The 19485-nt window shown below is 61.7% G+C and carries 19 protein-coding genes; 4 read left to right on the forward strand and 15 right to left on the reverse strand.

Annotated features, from left to right (window positions below):
* Nucleotides 1–91: 91 nt before the first annotated feature.
* The gene (locus CPH57_RS07095) at nt 92–1486 is read right to left on the reverse strand and encodes an MFS transporter (protein ID WP_033642854.1); all 1395 of its coding nucleotides are present in this window, start codon (nt 1484–1486) and stop codon (nt 92–94) included.
* A 230-nt stretch (nt 1487–1716) separates the two neighbouring features.
* On the opposite strand from CPH57_RS07095, the gene kdgR reads away from it, so the two are divergent.
* Nucleotides 1717–2508 carry a DNA-binding transcriptional regulator KdgR gene (kdgR, locus tag CPH57_RS07100; protein WP_033642855.1) on the forward strand — a complete coding sequence of 264 codons (792 nt, stop codon included), beginning with the start codon at nt 1717–1719 and terminating at the stop codon, nt 2506–2508.
* A gap of 45 nt (nt 2509–2553) precedes the next feature.
* Here the strand turns inward: kdgR and CPH57_RS07105 are convergent, their stop codons facing one another.
* The 5 genes from CPH57_RS07105 to phnR all read right to left on the reverse strand — a co-directional run bounded on the left by CPH57_RS07105 (nt 2554) and on the right by phnR (nt 7262).
* Nucleotides 2554–3357, reverse strand: coding sequence for an ABC transporter permease (locus tag CPH57_RS07105; protein WP_033642856.1), 804 nt, complete (start codon nt 3355–3357; stop codon nt 2554–2556).
* Between the two features lie 2 nt (nt 3358–3359).
* Nucleotides 3360–4223 (reverse strand): 2-aminoethylphosphonate ABC transporter permease subunit, encoded by an 864-nt coding sequence (phnU, locus tag CPH57_RS07110; protein ID WP_096242184.1) that lies wholly within the window; start codon nt 4221–4223, stop codon nt 3360–3362.
* 1 nt (nt 4224) lies between these two features.
* Nucleotides 4225–5349, reverse strand: coding sequence for a 2-aminoethylphosphonate ABC transport system ATP-binding subunit PhnT (phnT, locus tag CPH57_RS07115; RefSeq protein WP_231922835.1), 1125 nt, complete (start codon nt 5347–5349; stop codon nt 4225–4227).
* Nucleotides 5350–5357: 8 nt separating this feature from the next.
* Nucleotides 5358–6368 carry a 2-aminoethylphosphonate ABC transporter substrate-binding protein gene (locus tag CPH57_RS07120; protein WP_033640527.1) on the reverse strand — a complete coding sequence of 337 codons (1011 nt, stop codon included), beginning with the start codon at nt 6366–6368 and terminating at the stop codon, nt 5358–5360.
* Nucleotides 6369–6542: 174 nt separating this feature from the next.
* The gene (gene phnR, locus CPH57_RS07125) at nt 6543–7262 is read right to left on the reverse strand and encodes a phosphonate utilization transcriptional regulator PhnR (RefSeq protein WP_033642859.1); all 720 of its coding nucleotides are present in this window, start codon (nt 7260–7262) and stop codon (nt 6543–6545) included.
* A gap of 154 nt (nt 7263–7416) precedes the next feature.
* Between phnR and phnW the strand changes: the two genes are divergently transcribed.
* Together phnW and phnX are read left to right on the forward strand one after the other, a co-directional pair.
* Nucleotides 7417–8520, forward strand: a complete 1104-nt coding sequence (gene phnW / locus CPH57_RS07130; protein WP_033640525.1) for a 2-aminoethylphosphonate--pyruvate transaminase — start codon at nt 7417–7419, stop codon at nt 8518–8520.
* 9 nt (nt 8521–8529) lie between these two features.
* Nucleotides 8530–9339: a phosphonoacetaldehyde hydrolase gene (gene phnX / locus CPH57_RS07135; RefSeq protein WP_033642860.1), complete on the forward strand. Its 810-nt coding sequence runs from the start codon at nt 8530–8532 to the stop codon at nt 9337–9339.
* A gap of 63 nt (nt 9340–9402) precedes the next feature.
* Here the strand turns inward: phnX and CPH57_RS07140 are convergent, their stop codons facing one another.
* From CPH57_RS07140 to CPH57_RS07155, 4 genes are all read right to left on the reverse strand, one after another.
* The gene (locus tag CPH57_RS07140) at nt 9403–10794 is read right to left on the reverse strand and encodes an L-cystine transporter (protein ID WP_172428004.1); all 1392 of its coding nucleotides are present in this window, start codon (nt 10792–10794) and stop codon (nt 9403–9405) included.
* Nucleotides 10795–10975: 181 nt separating this feature from the next.
* Entirely contained in the window at nt 10976–11524 is a 549-nt protein-coding gene (locus CPH57_RS07145; RefSeq protein WP_033642861.1) for a metal-dependent hydrolase, read from the reverse strand.
* Nucleotides 11525–11945: 421 nt separating this feature from the next.
* Nucleotides 11946–12611, reverse strand: coding sequence for a hexitol phosphatase HxpB (gene hxpB / locus CPH57_RS07150; protein ID WP_033642862.1), 666 nt, complete (start codon nt 12609–12611; stop codon nt 11946–11948).
* A gap of 64 nt (nt 12612–12675) precedes the next feature.
* Nucleotides 12676–13956: an HdeD family acid-resistance protein gene (locus tag CPH57_RS07155; protein WP_046686946.1), complete on the reverse strand. Its 1281-nt coding sequence runs from the start codon at nt 13954–13956 to the stop codon at nt 12676–12678.
* A 185-nt stretch (nt 13957–14141) separates the two neighbouring features.
* On the opposite strand from CPH57_RS07155, the gene CPH57_RS07160 reads away from it, so the two are divergent.
* Nucleotides 14142–14702, forward strand: coding sequence for a YniB family protein (locus tag CPH57_RS07160; RefSeq protein WP_025302601.1), 561 nt, complete (start codon nt 14142–14144; stop codon nt 14700–14702).
* A 35-nt stretch (nt 14703–14737) separates the two neighbouring features.
* On the opposite strand, the gene CPH57_RS07165 is transcribed toward CPH57_RS07160, so the two are convergent.
* From CPH57_RS07165 to CPH57_RS07185, 5 genes are all read right to left on the reverse strand, one after another.
* A complete protein-coding gene (locus tag CPH57_RS07165) occupies nt 14738–15607 on the reverse strand; it encodes a fructosamine kinase family protein (protein ID WP_033642864.1) in 870 nt (289 codons plus the stop codon).
* 240 nt (nt 15608–15847) lie between these two features.
* Nucleotides 15848–16702, reverse strand: a complete 855-nt coding sequence (locus tag CPH57_RS07170; RefSeq protein ID WP_033642865.1) for a metal ABC transporter permease — start codon at nt 16700–16702, stop codon at nt 15848–15850.
* Nucleotides 16702–17562, reverse strand: coding sequence for an iron/manganese ABC transporter permease subunit YfeC (gene yfeC / locus CPH57_RS07175; protein WP_016927980.1), 861 nt, complete (start codon nt 17560–17562; stop codon nt 16702–16704). Before yfeC ends, CPH57_RS07170 begins: the two co-directional genes overlap by 1 nt.
* A complete protein-coding gene (locus tag CPH57_RS07180; RefSeq protein ID WP_033642866.1) occupies nt 17562–18452 on the reverse strand; it encodes a manganese/iron ABC transporter ATP-binding protein in 891 nt (296 codons plus the stop codon). The genes yfeC and CPH57_RS07180 overlap by 1 nt, the downstream gene beginning before the upstream one ends.
* Nucleotides 18449–19393, reverse strand: coding sequence for a metal ABC transporter substrate-binding protein (locus CPH57_RS07185; protein ID WP_033642867.1), 945 nt, complete (start codon nt 19391–19393; stop codon nt 18449–18451). The genes CPH57_RS07180 and CPH57_RS07185 overlap by 4 nt, the downstream gene beginning before the upstream one ends.
* Between the last annotated feature and the right edge of the window lie 92 nt (nt 19394–19485).

Consider the following 19485-nt stretch of genomic DNA (forward strand, 5'->3'; position numbering starts at 1 on the left):
ATGCTCCCGGCACCGCACCCGACGCGGCCCGGCCGCCAGTGCTGGCCCCGTCGGTTTTACAATCGATGAGGGCTCGGCTCTTTTATGTGCGCTATTTCACCTCGCGGCTGGGCTGCGCCGTTTGCGTCGTCGGTTGAGTGATGCGCAGGCTGCTGACGGCCGCCGCCAGGGTGGCGAACACCCCAGCCAGGATCAGTGAAGCGTGGGTGCCGGAGGCCGGGAACAGGTTGAACATCAGCGCCACCAGGGCGGCTCCCGAGGTTTGTCCCAGCAGACGGGCAGTGCCCAGCATGCCGCTGGCGCCGCCGCTGCGGTTGCGCGGTGCGGCGGAGATGATGGTGTGGTTGTTGGGCGACTGGAACAGGCCGAAACCGGCGCCGCACAGCACCATGCGCCAGATGATGTCCATATTCGACGGCGCCGCGGGCAGCAGCGCCAGCGAGAACAGCCCGAGCGCGAACACCGCCAGCCCGATGCAGCCCAGCAGGCCGGCATGCACGCGTTCCACCAACCGGCCGGCGATCGGGGCCATCACCACGATCGCCAGCGGCCACGGCGTCAGCAGCAGCCCGGTCGCCACCTCGTCGCGGCCCAATGCGCTTTGCAAGAAGAACGGCAGCGACACCATCGCCAGCATTTGCGCGGCAAACGAGCAGATTGAGGTGCCCATCGACAGGGCGAAGATCGGAATGCGCAGCAGATCGACCGGCAGCAACGGAAATTCCTGGCGCAGCTGGCGGCGCACGAACAGCGCGCCAATCGCCAGCAGCGCGGCGATCTCGCTGAAGATCAGCGTCAGGCTCTGGCCCTGGGCGAAGCCGCTGATGGCGGTGATCAGCAGGCCGAAGGTCAGCGCATTCAGCACGGCGCTGGTGGGATCGAAACGGCGGTTATCGCTTTTTTGGCCGTTGGCCGGCAGGAATTTCATCCCCAGCAGCAGCGCGACGATGCCGATCGGCAGGTTGATGGCGAACAGCCATTGCCAGGACGCGACCGACAGGATAGCGGCCGCCACCGTCGGCCCGGCCGCCGAGGAGCAGGCGACGATCAGCGAGTTGATGCCCATGCCGCGGCCGAGAAAACGCTGCGGGTAGATGATGCGGATCAGCGCGGTGTTGACGCTCATGATGGCGGCGGCGCCAAAGCCCTGCAGCACGCGGGCGATGGTCAGGGTGAGCAGCGAGTCGGACAGGGCGCAGAACAGTGAGGTGATGCTGAACACCAGCAATCCAGCCTGATAGATGCGGCGATAGCCGACCAGATCGCCGAGCGACGCCAGCGACAGCAAAGAGACGGTGATCGCCAGTTGATAGGCGTTAACCACCCAGATGGAACTGGCCGGACTGGCGTTGAGATCGCGCGCGATGGTGGGCAGCGCCACGTTGGCTATCGCGCCGTCGAGCACGGATACGGTAATGCCGAGGGCGATGGCGAGGATCGCCCCATAGCGTTGCGGGACGGGGAGGCCGTCGGAACAAGGACGCATGCAGGTCTCAGCGGTATTTATTCAGGAGAGTATTATCATGCTAATCATATTCGCCTGCGATTGCATGCCCCTTGTCCGCTTAATTGTAAACGGCGGTGAGCGGCAGGCGGTTATTCATTTGGCTTCAATCGCTTAGCCTTCAGCTGCGTTGCGCGTCGCGATCTGTTCCGATTATACTGAAACCCTTGTTTAAATTTCCTGAAACAAAACCGTTAAGTAGGGTATTCGCCATGGCTAACGCAGATTCAGACAAGCAACCGGATGCCGTCTCATCCGTGATGAAAGTGTTCGGCATTTTGCAGGCGCTCGGCGATGAGCGCGAGATAGGCATTACCGAACTGTCCCAGCGGGTGATGATGTCTAAAAGCACCGTCTACCGGTTTCTGCAGACCATGAAAGCGCTGGGTTACGTTTCACAGGAGGGCGAGACGGAAAAGTATGCGCTGACGCTCAAGCTGTTCGAACTGGGCGCCAAATCGTTGCAGAACGTCGATCTGATCCGTAGCGCCGACGTGCAGATGCGCGAGCTGTCGAATCATACCCGTGAAACCATCCACCTCGGCGCCCTGGACGAGGATGGCATCGTCTACATCCATAAGATCGACGCGATGTACAACCTGCGCATGTATTCGCGCATCGGCCGCCGCAACCCGCTGCACAGCACCGCCATCGGCAAGGTGCTGCTGGCCTGGCGCGAGCGGGATGAGGTGGCGCAGATCCTGTCGCAGATTGAATTTACCCGCAGCACCGAGCATACCCTGACCAGCGCCGCCGAACTGTTGCCGGTGCTGGATCGGGTGCGTGCGCAGGGATACGGCGAAGATGCCGAAGAGCAAGAAGCGGGGATCCGCTGCATCGCGGTACCGGTTTTTGACAGGTTCGGGGTGGCGATCGCCGGGCTGAGCATCTCTTTCCCGACGCTGCGCTTTTCCGAAGCGGCGCGGGAGGAGTATGTGGCGTTGCTGCACGTCGCCGCCCGACGCATTTCCGAACAGCAGGGCTATCACGACTACCCGTTCTGACCTGCGTTTCGATGAGCAAGGCGCCGCCATGACGGCGCCTTGCTGTTATTTTGCGCCGGGCGTCAGCCGCTGAGAAATCCGCTCCAGCACCAACATCAGCAACAGCGTGGCCGCCACCAGGATCATGGTCAGCGTTGCGCCATTGGCGATGCTGCCGCGATCGGTCAGGCTGAAGATCGTGACTGGCAGCGTCGCCCAGCTCGGCGGGTAGATCATCATGGTCGCGCCCAGCTCCCCCATCGACAGCGACAGGCTGAGCGCGAAGGCGGAGATCATGTAGGGGGCGATCATCGGCAGGGTGACGTGGCGCAGGCGAAACAGCGGCGAAGCGCCCAGGCTGGCGGCGACGTTCTCGTAGTCGTCAGGCAGCCGGGTCAGCCCGGCCATGACGTTGCCGAAGGTAAAGGCGGAAATCAGCACGAAGTGGGCGGCGGGCACGATCAGGAAGGTGCCGTTCATCTGCAGCGGCCCCTGGCTGAACGCCACCAGCATCCCCAAACCGATAGAGACCGAAGGCACCGCGCTGGGAATGAAAAACAGCGTGCCCAGCAGCCGTCGGCCGCGTTCAGGCACGTGGCGCAGCGCCAACGCCGCCCAGGTGCCGCACAACAACGCGAACAGGCTGGCGCTGAAACCGATAGCCAGACTGGCGATCAGTGCGTCCCAGGAGGCGCCGCTGAACGCCTGGCGGAAGTGGTTGAGGGTGAAACCGCTCGGCAGCACGCCGTTCCACTGCTCACTGAGGCTGGACATCAGGATCACCGCCAGCGGCAGGCAGAAGAACAGGGCGAACAGCGTGATCGTCAACGTGCAGGTCAGGGTGCGTCCGGTGCGGGACCAAATCAACATTGTCAGTTCCTCAGCCCGGCGCGCGCCGCGGCGTAGCGGTAAAGGGAGAACAGCCCGAGCGATAGCGCGATATTCACGACGGCGATCGTGCAGGCGACGGCGTAATCCGACTCCAGAATCGCTTTGGAGTAGACCATCATCGGCAGCGTGGTGACGCCCTTGGCGCCGATAAACAGCACGATGCCGAACTCATTGGTGGTCAACAGCAAACACAGGCTGCCGCCGGCCAGCAAGGCCGGCAGCGCGGCGGGCAAAATCACCTGGCGCACCACGCGCCCCGGCCGGGCGCCGAGGATGCTGGCGGCCTCGAGCTGGCTGCGGTCGATCTGCGACAGCGCCGCCATCAGCGGGCGCATCACCAGCGGGGTAAACACGGTGATTTCCGCCAGGATCACCCCCCAAATGGAGTAAAGAAAATCCACCGGCGGCAGGGTAAAGCCGAAGGCCGCCATCAGCGTGCCGTTCAGCAGGCCAGCGGATCCATAGATAAAGGTGAAGGCCAGCGTGATCAGGAAGGTTGGCAAGGCGATAAAGGTATCGATCACCCGGGCGATCGGTCGGCTGCCGGGGAAAGGCGTGAACACCAGCAGCAGCGACAGCAGGGTGCCGAGCACCAGGCAACCCAGCGTCGCCAGCAGCGCAATCTGCAGCGTGGTGAGCAGGGCGCCGACAAAGCGTCGGGATTCGAACACCTGTTGCAGCGCGGCGACGCTGAACAGCCCTTGCTCGTCGGTGAACGCCTGTTTGACGATCAGCGCCAGCGGGTAGAAAAACAGCGTCGCCAGCACCAGCAGCGGCAACAGGATCCACAGACGGCGCGGCAAGCGCAGCCGCTGGGCCGGGCGAGTAAGCGTAGAGTCGGTCATGTCAGTCCTCGATCAGTACCGCATCGTCGGGGGCGAAATAGAGCGGCACCCGTTCGCCGATCTGCGGCATCCGGCTGCGATGGGTGGTGACCACGCGCAGCGGGTGGCCTTGCGCGTCGAACTGCAGGTGCGTCAGTTCACCCTGCCAATGAATATCGCGCAGCGTGCCGATAAGGCAGTTGCTGCGCTGAGCGTCGGCATCGAGCGCAATATGCTGCGGCCGGATGCACAGCAGCTTGTCGAAGCCGCGTTGTGCGCCGTAGGTGAAACAGCCGATCACTTTGCCGGCGCAGCTGACGGTGGTCATGCCTTGCCCGGTGGTGGTCTCCAGCGCGGTGGCCGGCAGCAGGTTGGCGCGGCCGAGAAACTCGGCGGCGAAGCGGTTCGTCGGATGGTGGTACAACGCGCGGGTCTCGCCGTGGGCGATCAGGTGGCCGTCGCGCATGATGCCGATCTTGTCCGCCAGCGTCAGCGCTTCCCCCTGATCGTGGGTGACGTACAGGATGGTCAGATCCGGCAGCTCGCGGTGCAGGCGGGCGATCTCTTCCACCATGCTGTGGCGGATTTGCGCGTCCAGCGCCGACAGCGGTTCATCCAGCAACAGCACTTTGGGGCGCACCGCAATGGCGCGGGCGATCGCCACCCGCTGTTGCTGGCCGCCGGAAAGCTGGCTGGGATAGCGCTTGGCGTAGGCGGACATGCCGACGATGGCCAGCGCTTCTTCGACGCGCTCGGCGGTGAGGCCGCGTGGCTTGCCTTGCGCGCGCAGGCCGAACGCCACATTGTCTTCGACACGCATATGCGGAAACAGCGCGTAGTTCTGTACCACCATGCCCAGGCCGCGCTCATAAGGCGGCACGTCGGTGACATCGATGTCACCGATGGCGATGCGTCCGGCGGAGGGCTGCACGAATCCGGCGATCGCCCGCAGCACGGTGGTTTTGCCCGAGCCGGAGGGGCCGATCAGCGCCAGCACTTCGCCGGGGGCGATGGTGAGCGTGAGGGGTTTCAGCACCTCGGTGCCGCGATACGACACGCTGACGCGGTTGAGCTGAATGCCCGACGGCCCGGCGATGTCGAGGCTGCTATCCCGCGCCTCGGCGCGGGAAGAGAGGGTAGAAGGCATCGTCAGCGTCATTCGGTCACCTGGCGCCAGCGGGAGATATCGGCGGACAGGCTGCTCACCACCTGGTCCCAGTCCGGCGCCCAGATGTCCACGCCTTTCAGCGCCGCCTGCGACTGCCTGAAGTTATCGTCGGTCGGGGTGACGTCCTTGCGCACCGGCATACCGTAGGAAATGGCGCTGACGCTGCTCTGCGCTTCTTTGCTCAGCAGGAAGTCGATCAGTTTTTTGCCGTTGGCGCTTTGCGGCGCGCCTTGCACCAGGCCGATGTAGTAAGGCAGCACCAGCGTGCTGCGTTTGCCGTCCGGCCCGGCTGGCCAGAACACCTTCACGTTCGGGTTGCTGCGCATCTGCGCCAGATTCATCTGCAGATCGCCGTTGGCCACCAGCAACTCGCCTTTATTGACCAGCGCGGTCAGCTTGCCGGTGGAGGCCGAAGGGCCGACGTTGTTGTTTTGCAGCTTGCCGAGGTAGTCGAAACCGGCATCTTTGCTGCCGAAGCTGTGAAACGCCTGCAGCATCACCGCGGTGCCGTCACCCGCCTGACCCGGCGTGGAGTACTGCAGCTTATTGCGGAATTGCGCGTCCAGCAGTTGTTGATAGCTGGCGGGCGCCTGCGGCAGCAGTTTGGCGTTATAGATGAAGCTCAGGTAGTTATTCACCAGCGGCACGAACTGCGGCTGGGCGTCGGCGATCTGCGCCGCATCCTGCGGGGTGAAATCCTGCAGCAGTTTTTCCGCGGCGGCGCGCTGGATGAACGGCGGCAGCGTCACCAGCACGTCGGCCTGCGGGTTGCTGCGCTCCTTCGACAGGCGTTCCACGATGGCGCCGGAGCCGCCTTCGACGTACTGCACCTTGACGCCGGTCGCCTTGGTGAAGGCGTCGAACTGGGTTTGATACCAGCTGTGATCGCCGTCGTGCAGACCATCGGCGGAGTAGACGGTCACCACCGCGTCGGCGGCCCAGGCCGGCGCGGCGCCGAGTGCGATGGCGGTCATCACGACCAGACGAGAGAATTTCATAGCTTCAGCCTCACTGTGCGGGTTTATGCGAAACTGGTATACACCAGATATGCGGCCAAGCTAATCGGCAAATATGACAAACAAATGAAAGCGGCAAAATATAGTTGCCGGAGACGGGGATTAGGCGTGGGAGAGAAAGGCGGAGCGGCAGGCGCAGCCCCGGCATGCAGGGGGTTAAAGCGTATCGACTTCGATGCGCAGGCTGTCGTGGCGCCAGTATTCGATATCGAAATCGAGAATGCGGCCGTGCTGATCGTAATTCAACCGGCGCAGCAGCAACGCGGGCAGGCCGACCATGGCGCCGAGCGCGTTGGCGGCGCGATAAGGCAGGGCGGTCGGGTAGAACGACAGGTGCATGTTGCTGTAAATCAAATCGTAATGCTGTTGATAAACCTCGGTCAGGCTGCCGTTGAGATCGTGACTGAGCAGTGCCGGCACCCGCTGCGGCAGGCAGTGGTTCTCGCAATAGCAGATGGCGCGGCCGTCGGCATACCGCACGCGGCGCAGCAGATACACCTGATCGAACGGTTCGAGCGCCAGCGGCTGCATCACGTCGAGCGGCACCGTGGTTTTTTCGCCGGACAGCAGTGCGGTGCGCGGCGTGCGCCCTTGCTCCTGACAGAGACGGTGGAAGTTGGTGTTCTGCGTCGGATCCAGCCACAGCCGTTCCGGCGTGACGAACCAGCCGCGGCGATCGGCGCGGTAGATGGCGCCGGTGGCTTCCAATTGCGCCAGGCTTTCGCGAATGGTGACGCGGGTGGTGGAGAAGATGGCGCACAGCTCGCGCTCCGAAGGCAGCTTATCGCCGGCCTGTAGCGCGCCGCGGGTGATGCGCGCCTGAAGCTGATCCTTGATCTGCAGGTAGTGAGGCATATCGCCCTGATGTTCTTTCATTTCGTCTCGCTATGGCATCGGCCCGACATTCCGGCACGCGCTTATTATACATAGCCAGATGAATTTTTTGTTTCACCGCGCTTTGTCGTTTGACCGAGGCAGGAATTTGCCGCCACAATGCGCACAATCTGGTATAGACCAATAGGTGAATAACATGTCCGATCGTAACTACCTGCTGTTGACCCCCGGCCCGTTGACCACGTCGAAAACGGTGAAAGAGGCGATGCTGTATGACAGCTGCACCTGGGATGAAGATTACAACCTCGGCGTGGTGCAGCGCATTCGCCAACGGTTGGTGGCGCTGGCGACGCCGTCCGCCGGTTATACCTCGGTGCTGCTGCAAGGCAGCGGCAGCTTCGCGGTAGAGGGCGTGCTGGGCACGGTCATCGGCCCGCAGGACAAGCTGCTGATCGTCAATAACGGCGCCTACGGGGCGCGGATGATCGAAATGGCGCGGCTGATGGATATCGACCACCACGCTTTCGACTGCGGTGAGGTGAATGAACCGGATGTGACGGCGATGGAGGCGGTGCTGAAAAGCGATGCGCGCATCAGCCATATCGCCATGGTGCACTGTGAAACCACCACCGGCATGCTCAACCCGCTGCAGAAGGTTGCCGGTCTGGCGGCGCGCAACGGCAAGACCTTTATCGTCGACGCCATGAGCAGCTTCGGCGGCATTCCGTTGGATGTGGACGCGCTGGGCATCGATTTTCTGATCAGCTCCGCCAACAAATGCATTCAAGGCGTGCCGGGCTTCGCTTTTGTCATCGCCCGCCGCAGCGAGCTGGAGAAATGCGCCGGCCGCTCACGCTCGCTGTCGCTGGATCTGTATGCCCAGTGGCGTTGTATGGAGGATCAGGCCGGCAAATGGCGCTTTACGTCGCCGACCCACACCGTGCTGGCCTTCGCGCAGGCGCTGAAAGAGCTGGAACAAGAGGGCGGCATTGCCGCGCGCCACCACCGCTATCAGACTAATCAGCGTCGGCTGGTGGCGGGCATGCGCGAGCTGGGCTTTGAAACCCTGCTGGACGATGCGTTGCATTCGCCGATCATCACCGCGTTCTATTCGCCGAAGGCCGACACTTACCGCTTCGCCGAGTTTTATCAGCGCCTGAAGCAGCAAGGTTTCGTGATTTATCCCGGCAAAGTGTCGCAGAGCGACTGCTTCCGCATCGGCAACATCGGGGAAATTTATCCGCAGGATATCGAACGTTTGCTGGCGGCCGTCGGGCAGGCGATGTACTGGAATCAATAAGGATTGACCATGAAACAGATCAACGCAGTGATCCTCGACTGGGCCGGCACCACGGTGGACTTTGGCTCCTTTGCGCCGACGCAGATTTTCGTCGAGGCGTTCAAACACACCTTCGATATCGATATTAGCCTGGCGGAAGCGCGCATTCCGATGGGCCTCGGCAAATGGCAGCACATCGAGGCGCTGGGCAAGTTGCCGGCGGTTGACGCGCGTTGGCGACAGAAGCTGGGCCGCTCGATGAGCCATCAAGACATCGACGCGCTGTATCAGGCGTTTATGCCGCTGCAAATCGCCAAAGTGATCGACTTCGCCGATCCCATTGAGGGCGTGCCGCAGGTGATTGCCGGGCTGCGCGAACAGGGCATTAAAATCGGCTCCTGCTCCGGTTATCCGCGCGCGGTGATGGAGGTGCTGGCGCCGGCCGCCGCGCAGCGCGGTTACGCGCCGGATTACTGGGTCGCCACTGACGATCTCGCGGCCGGCGGGCGGCCGGGGCCGTGGATGGCGTTGCAGAACGTCATCGTGCTGGGCATCGATGCGGTGGCGCACTGCGTGAAGGTGGATGACGCGGTGCCGGGCATTGCCGAAGGGCTGAACGCCGGGATGTGGAGCGTCGGGCTGGCGCTGTCCGGCAACGAGTTCGGCGCTACCTGGTCGGAGTATCGCCAAATGCCGCAAGGGGAGATCGAGCGCCGCCGCACGGCCGCCGCCGATAAGCTGTACGCGGCGGGCGCGCACTATGTGATAGACACGCTGGCGCAATTGCCGGGTGTGATCGCCGATATCAACCGGCGGCTGGCGAACGGCGAGCGGCCGTAACGACCGAAAGCGGGGCATAAAAAAACCGGGGATAATCCCCGGTTTTTTTGTTCTGAGACGGCGTTAGCGGTGAGCCAGTTCGACTTCGTCTTCGCTGTCCATCACGGCTTTGTCGGTTTGCTTCATCAGCTGGCTGGTGATGGTGCCTGCCGCCATCGAGCCGTTGACATTCAGCGCGGTGCGGCCCATGTCGATCAACGGTTCGACCGAGATCAGCAGCGCGACCAGCGTCACCGGCAGGCCCATCGCCGGCAGCACGATCAGCGCGGCGAAGGTGGCGCCGCCGCCCACGCCCGCCACACCGGCGGAGCTGATGGTGACGATGCCGACCAGGGTGGCGATCCACACCGGATCCAGCGGGTTGATGCCGACGGTCGGCGCAACCATCACCGCCAGCATCGCCGGGTAGAGGCCCGCACAGCCGTTCTGGCCGATGGTGGCACCGAACGACGCCGAGAAGCTGGCGATGGATTCCGGCACGCCCAGGCGGCGAGTCTGCGCTTCCACGTTCAATGGAATGCTGGCGGCGCTGGAGCGGCTGGTGAAGGCGAAGGTGATTACCGGCCACACCTTGCGGAAGAACTTCATCGGGTTCACGCCGGTGAAGGCCAGCAGGATGGCGTGTACCACGAACATGATGGCGAGACCGATATAGGAGGCCACCACGAAGCTGCCGAGCTTGACGATGTCATGAATGTTGGAGCCGGCGACCACTTTGGTCATCAGCGCCAGCACGCCGTACGGCGTCAGCTTCATGACCAGACGCACCAGCTTCATCACCCAGGCCTGCAGGGTATCGATAGCCACCAGCACGCGCTCGCCTTTCGGCTTGTCGTCTTTCAGCAGCTGCAGCGCCGCCACGCCGAGGAAGGTGGCGAAAATCACCACGCTGATGATTGAGGTCGGGCTGGCGCCGGTCAGATCGGCGAACGGGTTTTTCGGGATGAACGACAGCACCATCTGCGGCACGGTCAGATCGGCCAGTTTGCCTACGTAGTTGGTCTGGATCGCCGTCAGGCGCGCGCTTTCCTGCGCCCCCTGCACCAGGCCTTCGGCGGTCAGGCCGAACAGGTTGGTGACCAGCACGCCCACCAGCGCCGAGATCAGCGTGGTGAACAGCAATGTGCCGATAGTCAGTACGCTGATTTTGCCCAGAGAAGAGGCGTTATGCAGCTTGGCCACCGCGCTCAGGATCGAGGCGAACACCAGCGGCATGACGATCATTTGCAGCAGTTGCACATAGCCGTTGCCGACGATGTTGAACCAGCTGATGGATTCTTTCAGTACCGGGTTGTCGGAGCCGTACACCAGCTGCAGGCCCAGACCGAACACCACGCCGACCACCAGGCCGACCAGCACTTTTTTCGCCAGGCTCCATTGCTTGTGGCGGGTTTGCGCCAGCAGCAAAAGGAGCGCGACAAACACCAGCACGTTAATCACGAGCGGAAGATTCATCCCCAATGTCTCCAATAATCTTTCTTATAAAAACGACAACGCATCACGTATGTCGCGATGTAAATATCGTAACAGTTTGCCGAGGGGCCTACTTATATCCAAATGGAATTTAATATAGCTTTTTGTGTGATTTTGTTCGTTTTATATACACATGGGTGATGGGTTAAGCGTTTTTTTGTGATCAGAGTCTGATATTTCTGATTTGCTCGACATAGGATTGCACCGGCAGGGTGAAATCACCTTGCCAGCAGATGGCAAACGCCACCAGGCACAGACACAGCACCCGCTCCAGCTGGTTGCCTTTTTGCGAGTTGAGCAGCGGCAGGCGAAAACGCCAGCGGCATGGCCACAGCAGCGGTACGCCGGCGGGCGTGAGCATGTCGGCCAGCAGATGGCTGAAGTAACCGATGATCATGGCGTGCAGCGCGTCGGCCGGGATCGGCCAACTGCGCGGCACATCAAGCTGAAACAGCGCCATGCCGCCGGCGATCGCCAGCAGGCTGTGGGTGAAACCGCGGTGGCCGAAGGCGCGGGCGATGGGAATGGCGATCCAGCGCAGACGCTGGCCCAGCACCGACTTGGGGTGATCGATGTCCGGCAGCAGTGAGGTCAGCAGCGCGGCGGGTATGATGTGCCACCAGTCGCCGGTAGCCAGCTCTGGCGTCACTTCCGCCTTCTTGGCGAAGATCGCGCAAGCGACAGAGAATATAAGGTGTCCTTCCGCAGTCATGCTGTTGCGATTCCGACTGGTAAACTGTTAATTTATCCAGTATATGGGAAAATTCCCAGTAGTGGAAGCAGTTACCCTGTAACCAATTGTTTATTTTCCCCTGTTTTACAACGGCTTGTTACGGCAATGGGTAACAAAGCATCGATTTTGACGCGCGAGAACAAAAAGCGGGCGATGGGGGGCGTATGGCGGTGAGAAAAAAGACGGTTGCTCGGCGTGTGGCGGGAGGAAGCGGCGGCCTTGAACCGCGCTGCGTGGCAGTGACAACGCGCCGCGGGCCGTCGCTTTCCCTGCCATGCAGCATAATGAGAACGTCATGCCAATTCAATAAAATGAAACGGTGTTTCGTTTATTTTGCGGTGCGGATCCCTTTTATGACGCAGAGCGGCAAACCCAGGGCGCCGATGGCCGGCGCCGCAGGTCAGGCAAAGTGGGCGGGGGTGAGCTGTTCCAGGGTGTCCAGCTTGTGGTCCGCCAGCGTCCAGCGCGGATCGTGACGGTATTCGGCTGCCGGGATCACGATGGAACGCATGCGTGCGGCCTTGGTGGCGATCATGCCGTTAAACGAGTCTTCCAGCGTGATGCAGCGCAGCGGATCGCTGCCCAGGCGTTCGGCGGCGATCAGGTAGACCTCCGGGTGCGGCTTGCTGTACGGCAGGTATTCGGCGGAAACCAGCTGATCGAAGTAATCCTCAAGCTCGAACATCTTCAGCACCTGCCGTTGCATGTGCAGCGGCGAGGCGGAGGCGAGACCGATGTTCAGCCCCTGGCTGCGACACAGCTCCAGCGCCTGCTGAACGCCCGGCAGCAGCGGACGCGTCTCGTGCACCAGCTCGATGGCGCGCTCGATAATCCGCGCCGACACCTCATCAAGCGAAACCCCTTGCCACGGCATCGCCTGATACCACATTTTCACCACCAGATCGATGCGCAGCCCCAGCGTGTCCGGCAGCTTGTGACGGTCGGACAGATCCAAACCCAGCGCGCCGAAGATATCCAACTCAGCCTGCAGCCACAGCGGTTCCGAGTCGATCAACAAGCCGTCCATATCAAAAATTGCGGTTTCAATGCGTTGCGAATAAGCCATTAACGGTTAACTCCTGCCGGCGCGGGTGAATGTGCCCGACACTTTATCATCGCCGGTGACGAGACTAAAACCTTTGCCTGCGCGTTTGGCTTTTGCCAAAACGCAGGATATTCCACACCTCGCGCAATTTCAGCCACCAGCGCTGGTGTTGACGCTCGGTGACCTGTTGCAACATGCGTGCGTAGTCCAGCACCAAACCCGGCGTCCAGGTCATGCTTTCGCCGCGGCTGCGCAGTACCGCCAGCATCCACAGGTTGGGATCGAGCACCAGCAACAGAAAGCGGCGCCACAGATGTTTATCGCCCAGCACGCCTTCCAACGCGCTGTCGAGCGCGCCGATGACCGTGGTGGAGCAGTTGCGCCGGGTCAGATTGTAGGTGGCGTCCTGCCGATAACGCAGCCAGAATGCGCGCAGCGCCGCCGGGTTATAGCGGTAGAATTGAATTTTCTTGTCCGGGGGGCACCAGGCGGCGATCTCGCCCGCCAGGTCGGGCAGGAAACGCCCGTCGACGTTGTTCTGTTCGCCGGCATGCAACAACTGGCGGAAATCCTGAACGGAATGGCTGATGTCGTTGAGCGGGTAGTGACTGATATACACATCCGGCGCGAGCGCCAGGGCGGCGTGACCGGTGGAGATATTGCCGCCGCCGTCGACCGCCGCGATGTATCGGTCGACGATGTAACGCCGGCGCGGATCTTTAGCCGCACCAATCGGTGTCCAGACATACACCGTGAGCGGCGCAGTCTCATCCTCCGGGTGCGGTGGCTGCCGCGCGGGGTGCTGATTCAGAGAGAAGCTTGTCAGTCTCCGGGCGATACGCAATAAGGCCCAACCGGAAAGCACCATCATCACGCCGAGGCAAAAGGGCACCGTCATCCGATGCGGCGCCGGCCAGCCGACAAAAATCATCAACGAAAGCAGGATCTCGCCGCTGCCCGCCAGCGCCACGCCTTTCCATCGACTGTGTTGAATCACCGTGGAGGAGGCGATGCGCACGGCGCCGTCAAGCAGCAGCGCGCTGCCAAACACCACGGTGGCGACGATGTTATCGTCTGCGGGCACGTCCAGCATTAAAAAGGCCATAAAGACAAAACCCAATCCTTTCAGCAGCACCGGCCTGCTGGCCGAAGAGCCGATCACCAGCGCGGCGGATACCGCCACCAACCCCTCCAGCGCCAGGATGACCGCCAGGGCATCCAGCGCCAGCACCGACCGGCCATCCTGCAGGATGTCGAACAGCATCAGCGCCCCTGCGGCTATCCACAGCCAACCGAACAGCACCAGCAGACGGCGCTGACCGTGCAGCGCCTGCGCGCCCAGCAATAAGATAATCAGTCGAATCATGGCGGCCTCTGCCCGAATGGATAACGTTATCTCTTCAATGATAGTGTGCCGGCGCGGTTAAGTTTTTGATTTCGACTAATTCGGCTAAGCTTGTAGCACAGCGGGAGTGAAGAAAACGGTGGGCGAGTTTCGCCAACAGCAGGTAGACTTAGCCGATTCGGTTACGTCGCTAACAAGGGGAACACATGACGTATCAACAGGCCGGGCGTCTCGCCATTTTGAAACGCATTCTCGGATGGGTGGTTTTTATCCCGGCGTTGCTGTCGACGCTGATTTCCGTGCTGGGTTTTATCTATCAGCACAGTGAAAAAACCAAGGGCATCAACGCGGTGATGCTGGATTTCGTCCACGTGATGGTGGACATGGTGCGTTTCAACACGCCGTTCCTGAACCTTTTCTGGTACAACTCACCGGTGCCCGACGTGGATAAAAGCCTGTTCAGCGGCGCCAATCTGATGTTCATCATCATCTATATTCTGATCTTCGTCGGGCTGGCGCTGCAGGCTTCCGGCGCGCGCATGTCGCGTCAGGTCAAGTTCATCCGCGAAGGGTTGGAAGACCAGATGATCCTGGAGCAGGCCAAGGGCAGCGAAGGGCACACGCGCCAACAGCTTGAGGAGCGCATTACGCTGCCGCACCACACCATCTTCCTGCAGTACTTCCCGCTGTACATCCTGCCGATCGTGATTGCGGTGATCGCCTGGTTCGTGATCCGCCTGTTGGGGCAGTTGGCCGGCGCGGCCTGAACCATGAACGGGGCGCCGCTCGGCGCCCCGGAACGTTATGACGCTTCGGGCTGCAACAGCGCCTCCACCGCGCGTTGGGCAGCCACCAAATGCTGGCCGCCGAACAGATTGCTGCGGTTGAGCAGGTAGTACAGCTGATACAGCGGCTGGCGTTCGATAAATCCGGCCCCCAGCGGCCACACGCTCTGATAGCCGTCGTAGATCTGCGGCGGCAGCTCCGGATACAGCGGCAGCATCGCCAAATCGCACTCTCTGTCGCCCCAGTAGCTGGCCGGATCGAACAGTATCGGCCCGTTGGCGGTCATCGCGCAGTTGCCCGGCCACAGGTTGCCGTGCAGCAGGGAAGGCTGCGGCTGGTGGTGCTGCAAGCGCAGATACACCCGATCGACGATGTCGTCGATGTCGCCGAAGGTCATGCCTTTTTCCGCCGCCAGCTGCAGCTGCCAGCCGATGCGCTGCTCGGCGAAGAATTCCGACCAGCGGCGTTGCCAGGCGTTGGGTTGCGGGGTGGTGGTCAGATCGCTGTCGAAGTCGAGACCGAACTGCGGTTGCTCGCTCCACTGGTGCAGATGCGCCAGTTGTTGCCCCAGGCAGTAGGCGCCATGGGCGTCGAGGGGTTTCAACTGCTGATACTCCAGCAGCAGGAAGCTGTAGTCGCGATCGCTGCCGACGCCGTACACTTCCGGCACCCGCACGCTTTTGCTGCGCGCCAGCAGCGCCAGCTGATCGGCCTCGGCGGTGAATATCGGCAGTTGTTCACGGGCGTCGCATTTCACGAACACCTCGTTGTCACCGTAACTCACGCGCCACGCCGGGTGAATGTCGCCCCCGGGCAGTTCAATCCTTTCGCGTATCTCTGCGCTGCCAAGATGTTCACTTAACAGACGGCTAACGGCTTGCCACATGGTATTTCCCCCTCTGTGCTGCCTGATAATTCATTAGGTTAGCGTCTTTCCCGTGGTGAAAACACGACGCGGCGCACAGCCGGCGTCAAAGGCGGCGATTTTTTCAGCATCCCGCCAGCTCACAGTATATACCCTATTGATTAATTTAAGCGCAATACCGGTTGCAACTTGATGACAACGGATAAGGGGGCAGAGGAAACAGGATGCGGCGGAGAGCGCCGCCGCATCAGAGGAGGGCGTTTAACTGTCGCCCAGGGCGGTTTGGTTACGCTGTAACGGACGCAGTTTACCGTACAGTAAGGCGATAACGAACAGCACGGCCTGTACAATGACGATGCAGGGCCCGGTTGCGCCGTCGATGTGGAAACTGATCAGCGTGCCGAGCACGCAAGAGAACACCGACACCACCGTCGCCACCATCAGCATGCGATCGAAGCGGCGGCACAGCATAAAGGCGATGATGCCGGGGGCGATCAGCATGGCGATCACCAGGATCACCCCCACAGCCTGCAGCGAGGCGACGATGGTCATCGCCAGCAGACACAGCAGCCCGTAGTGCAGCAGCTTGACCGGCAGGCCAATCACCCGCGCATGGTGCGGATCGAAACAGTAGAGCATGAAGTCTTTGCGTTTAAGCAACACCACCGCCAGGGTGAAGCCGGCGATCAGCAGGGTTTGCTTCAGCTCGCCGTCGGTGATGCCCAGCATGTTGCCGAACAGAATGTGGCTCAGGTGCTGGTCGGTGTCGATGCGCGAGAACAGCACCAGGCCGAAGGCGAACATGCCGGAGAAAACGATGCCCATCACCGTGTCTTCTTTCACCCGGCTGTTCTCTTTCAGGTAGCCGGTGGCCACCGCGCAGAAGATGCCGGAGAGGAAGGCGCCGATCGCCAGCGGAATGCCGATGACGAACGCCACTACGATGCCGGGCAAGACGGCGTGCGAGATGGCGTCGCCCATCAGCGACCAGCCCTTGAGCACCAGATAGCAGGAGAGCACGGCGCATACCACGCCGGTGACGATGGCGGCGACGATCGCCCGCTGCATGAACGGGTAGGCGAAGGGTTCGCTGAGCAGTTGGTAGAGCGTGTCCATCAGCGGCCTCCGGTTGGTGACTGTGCTACGCGACGTTTTGCCGCCAGCAGGCCGTGTTTCGGCGCGAAGCAGAACGCCGCCAGGAACACCAGCGTTTGCAGGGTGACGATCACCCCGCCGGTGGCGCCGTCGAGGAAGAAACTCAGGTAGGCGCCGATGCCGCTGGTCAATGCGCCGATGATGATGGCGATGATCACCAGCCGGCTGAAGCGGTCGGTCAGCAGATAGGCGGTGGCGCCCGGCGTGATCACCATGGCGATCACCAAAATGGCGCCGACGGTTTGCAGTGCGGCGACGGTGCAGGCGCTGAGCAGGGTGAAGAACAGGATCTTCAGCTTCAGCGGCGACAGGCCGATCGACACCGCGTGGCTTTCGTCAAAGAACACCGCCAGCAGATCTTTCCACACCAGGCACAGGATCAGCAGCGAAACGCCGATGATGATTTCCACCTGCAGCACGTCTTCGTCGGCGATGCCGAGGATATTGCCGAAGATGATCGACTGTACGTTGACCGAGGTGGGGTTGAGCGACACGATCAGCAGGCCGACGGCAAAGAAGGTGGAGAAGATAAAGCCGATGATGGCGTCTTCGCGCAGCCGGGTGATGTGGCGCACCAGCGTCATCGCCAGCGCCGCCAGCATGCCGGTGAAGAAGGCGCCGGCGGCGTAGGGCAGGCCGAGGGCATAGGCGCCGGCCACGCCGGGCACCACCGAGTGCGACAGCGCATCGCCCATCAGCGACCACCCTTTCAGCATCAGGTAGGCGGACAGAAACGCGCAGGCGGCGCCGACGATGGCGCTGACCCAGATGGCCTTCACCATGTAGTTATAACTGAAAGGTTGCAGCAGAAGGTCCAGCATCAGGATTGTTTCTCCCTGGCCTGACTGTTGGCAGGCGGATCGCTCTTGGTGTGGCCATAGAACACCGCCGGGCGTTCATCGTCGGTCAACACCGTGACGGTGCGCGGATCGTTGTCGTCGTGCAGATCCGGGCCGGAGAGGTTGATATGGCGCAGCACGCCGCCGAACGCCAGCTCCAGATTGCTCTGGGTGAAGGTGGTTTCGGTCGGGCCGGCGGCCAACACCGTGCGGTTGATGAGGATCACCCGATCGCAGAACTCCGGCACGCTGCCGAGGTTATGGGTGGAAACCAGGATCAGATGCCCCTCGTCGCGCAGCGAGCGCAGTAGATCGATAATGGCATTCTCGGTTTTCACATCCACGCCGGTGAAAGGCTCATCCAGCAGCAGCACCGTGCCCTGCTGCGCCAGGGCGCGCGCCAGAAACACGCGCTTTTTCTGACCGCCGGAGAGTTCGCCGATCTGCCGGCCGCGCAGCTCGCTGAGGCCGACGCGCTCCAGCGCCTTGTCGACCCGCAAGCGATCCTCGCGCGACGGAATGCGCAGGAAATTCATCTTGCCGTAGCGGCCCATCATCACCACGTCTTCCACCAGCACCGGGAAGTTCCAGTCGACGTCTTCGGTTTGCGGCACGTAGGCGATCAGGTTCTTTTTCAGCGCGTCCGCTACCGGTTTGTCGCTCAGCGACACCCGGCCGCTGGTGGGCTTGACCAGCCCCATGATGCTTTTGAACAGCGTCGATTTACCGCTGCCGTTAACGCCCACCAGCGCGCAGATAGAACCGCCGCTCAGGGTAAAACTGGCGTTATGAATGGCGGTGTGCCCGTTGTTGTAGGTCACGGTGACGTCGTCCACGCTCAATTCAGGGCGGACAAACAGCTCATGGGTCATTGATCGAATCCTTTGGCGATGGTTTGCACGGTGGTGTTAAGCAGATCGATATAGGTCGGCACCGGGCCATCGCGGGTGGACAGCGAGTCCACGTACAACACGCCGCCGTATTTGGCGCCGGTCTCTTTCGCCACCTGTCTGGCCGGCTTGTCGGAAATGGTGCTCTCGCTGAACACCACCGGAATATGATGGGCGCGCACCGCGTCGATCACCCGGCGGACCTGTTGCGGCGAGCCTTGCTCATCGGCGTTGATCGGCCACAGATAGACTTCTTTCAGCTGATAGTCCTGCGCCAGGTAGCTGAAGGCGCCTTCACTGGTCACCAGCCAACGCTGCGCGGCCGGAATGCGCGCCAGGCGTTCGCGCAGCGGGGCGTCCAGCGCGCCGATTTTCTCTGCGTAGGCCTTGGCGTTGCGGTTGTAGGTTTCCGCATTGGCCGGATCGTGCGCCACCAGCGCTTTGCGGATGTTTTCGATATATACCAGCGCGTTGCTCGGTGACATCCAGGCATGCGGGTTCGGGTTGCCGTTATAGGGCCCTTCACGGATCGGCAGCGGGGTGATGCCTTCGGTCACGACCGCCGCCGGCACCTGCTTGATGTTCTCGAAGAAGCGCTGGAACCAGCGTTCCAGGTTCATGCCGTTCCACAGGATCAGGTCGGCGTGCTGCGCTTTGACGATATCGCGCGGGGTGGGTTGGTAATCGTGGATCTCGGCGCCCGGTTTGGTGATGGATTCCACGACGGCGGCGTCACCCGCCACGTTCTGGGCGATATCCTGAATGATGGTGAAAGTGGTCACCACGCGCAGCTTTTTTTCTGCCAGCGCGGGTTGGCTGACCAGAGCGGCGCCGAGCAGCAAACAGGCGAGCGTGAAGGGGCGTAACAGTGCGGCAGCGCGGGGAGGGCGACTGCGACGAAAAGCGCAAGTTATCAATGGCATGATGACGTCTCCTGGTTCAAATGAAAATGATTATCAATATCAATTGAAGCGAAGTCAAGCGTCACTTGCCCACCGCCGGCGGGGCTATTTCT

Origin of the sequence: Serratia sp. JKS000199, assembly GCF_900215455.1 — a bacterium.
GTDB lineage: Bacteria > Pseudomonadota > Gammaproteobacteria > Enterobacterales > Enterobacteriaceae > Serratia > Serratia ureilytica.

Coding starts and splice junctions, on each gene's coding strand:
- CPH57_RS07095 (WP_033642854.1), bottom strand. CDS start 1,486: ATGCGTCCTTGTTCCGACGGCCTCCCCGTCCCGCAACGCTATGGGGCG.
- kdgR (WP_033642855.1), top strand. CDS start 1,717: ATGGCTAACGCAGATTCAGACAAGCAACCGGATGCCGTCTCATCCGTG.
- CPH57_RS07105 (WP_033642856.1), bottom strand. CDS start 3,357: ATGTTGATTTGGTCCCGCACCGGACGCACCCTGACCTGCACGTTGACG.
- phnU (WP_096242184.1), bottom strand. CDS start 4,223: ATGACCGACTCTACGCTTACTCGCCCGGCCCAGCGGCTGCGCTTGCCG.
- phnT (WP_231922835.1), bottom strand. CDS start 5,349: ATGCCTTCTACCCTCTCTTCCCGCGCCGAGGCGCGGGATAGCAGCCTC.
- CPH57_RS07120 (WP_033640527.1), bottom strand. CDS start 6,368: ATGAAATTCTCTCGTCTGGTCGTGATGACCGCCATCGCACTCGGCGCC.
- phnR (WP_033642859.1), bottom strand. CDS start 7,262: ATGAAAGAACATCAGGGCGATATGCCTCACTACCTGCAGATCAAGGAT.
- phnW (WP_033640525.1), top strand. CDS start 7,417: ATGTCCGATCGTAACTACCTGCTGTTGACCCCCGGCCCGTTGACCACG.
- phnX (WP_033642860.1), top strand. CDS start 8,530: ATGAAACAGATCAACGCAGTGATCCTCGACTGGGCCGGCACCACGGTG.
- CPH57_RS07140 (WP_172428004.1), bottom strand. CDS start 10,794: ATGAATCTTCCGCTCGTGATTAACGTGCTGGTGTTTGTCGCGCTCCTT.
- CPH57_RS07145 (WP_033642861.1), bottom strand. CDS start 11,524: ATGACTGCGGAAGGACACCTTATATTCTCTGTCGCTTGCGCGATCTTC.
- hxpB (WP_033642862.1), bottom strand. CDS start 12,611: ATGGCTTATTCGCAACGCATTGAAACCGCAATTTTTGATATGGACGGC.
- CPH57_RS07155 (WP_046686946.1), bottom strand. CDS start 13,956: ATGATTCGACTGATTATCTTATTGCTGGGCGCGCAGGCGCTGCACGGT.
- CPH57_RS07160 (WP_025302601.1), top strand. CDS start 14,142: ATGACGTATCAACAGGCCGGGCGTCTCGCCATTTTGAAACGCATTCTC.
- CPH57_RS07165 (WP_033642864.1), bottom strand. CDS start 15,607: ATGTGGCAAGCCGTTAGCCGTCTGTTAAGTGAACATCTTGGCAGCGCA.
- CPH57_RS07170 (WP_033642865.1), bottom strand. CDS start 16,702: ATGGACACGCTCTACCAACTGCTCAGCGAACCCTTCGCCTACCCGTTC.
- yfeC (WP_016927980.1), bottom strand. CDS start 17,562: ATGCTGGACCTTCTGCTGCAACCTTTCAGTTATAACTACATGGTGAAG.
- CPH57_RS07180 (WP_033642866.1), bottom strand. CDS start 18,452: ATGACCCATGAGCTGTTTGTCCGCCCTGAATTGAGCGTGGACGACGTC.
- CPH57_RS07185 (WP_033642867.1), bottom strand. CDS start 19,393: ATGCCATTGATAACTTGCGCTTTTCGTCGCAGTCGCCCTCCCCGCGCT.